Source organism: Lysinibacillus sp. NPDC097287, assembly GCF_044761695.1.
Taxonomy (GTDB): Bacteria; Bacillota; Bacilli; order Bacillales_A; family Planococcaceae; genus Lysinibacillus.
In genome coordinates this window covers 1-1,045 of record NZ_JBIWCX010000088.1, presented here as the reverse complement: position 1 = coordinate 1,045, position 1,045 = coordinate 1, and the positions used below count along the sequence as shown (strand labels likewise).

The following is a 1,045-nucleotide window of genomic DNA, read 5'->3' as shown; positions in this document are numbered from 1 at the left end:
GTTGATTCGGTCCCACAGGAACTTTGCCGCTAGCGGCATTCCGGTCGCCGTTCCGAAATCATGGCTGAGAGTTGACCCCGGTAGTAATGGCGGCGTGATGTCGTCTTGTGTGTATTCGACTTCCGCTCCCAATGCGCACCATCTGTCTCTCAGTGCTGCAACGGAATCAGCGGGAACGATGTCGTCGTTGGTGGACGTGTGCAGGTATACCGGGGCAGAGGGGGTCGTGCGTCCGATCTGTTGATCGTCGACTACTGCCGCGAGTTCCGGCTCTTCGGAGAGGATCTGAGAGAAGGATTTTCCGTCGACGGTGTAATCGGTACTACGAGTACCCAACGATGTCAGCCCGGTATCCGGCACGCATTGCGTCGCACTGGTCGTAAGCCATTGTTTTCCCTCCTCGTTGAGCCGCTTGTCGAAGATCGGACCTAGCTCGGGGTATCTCGCCATCAGGCTGTTGAGGGTGTACCCGATCGCTCCGGTGAGTAGTGACCCGTCTGCCTTGCGGAGAACTTCGCGCAGATCGGGATCGGCTGCCCCCGCGTAGGTACCGAGCATGTGCAGCTCTGGTGCCCGCTCGCCGACGATTTCTGCAGCGGATGCGCTCGCCCCGCCGCCCTGGGAGTAGCCCCAGAACGCGATCGGCGTGGAGTCAGGCAGATTCCACAGTTGATTCGAGGCGCGCGCGGCATCGACGACGGCGTTGCCCTGCTCGACCCTGTTGACGTAGGTGTGAATCCCGGGAGTGCCAAGTCCGATGTAGTCGGGCATGACTACTCGAAACCCTGCGGTGAGCAGCAAGCCGGCGTCGGCGACGTTGTAGTTGACGGGCAAGCTCAACTGAGGGCTGATCTGAATATTGAAGGCCCACGCAAGGTTCTTCGAACCGGCGCATTGATCGCCCTGGCCGAACGTACCCGGAGCGACGACCACGGTAGGTCGTTCACCGGGCCCGCGCCAGGGAAACGCCGGCGTGATGGCTGCGCCCGTGGTGGCCACGGGAGTTCCGTCCACGAGAGTGGAGGTGTACATGATCTTCTCGCCA

The 1,045-nt window shown here is 61.2% G+C and carries 1 protein-coding gene; it reads right to left on the bottom strand.

The annotated features are described in order from the left end of the window. Positions 1-1,045 (bottom strand): alpha/beta hydrolase (locus ACIQ2D_RS22315; protein WP_402867459.1); only part of this gene is annotated, 1,045 nt, incomplete at both ends.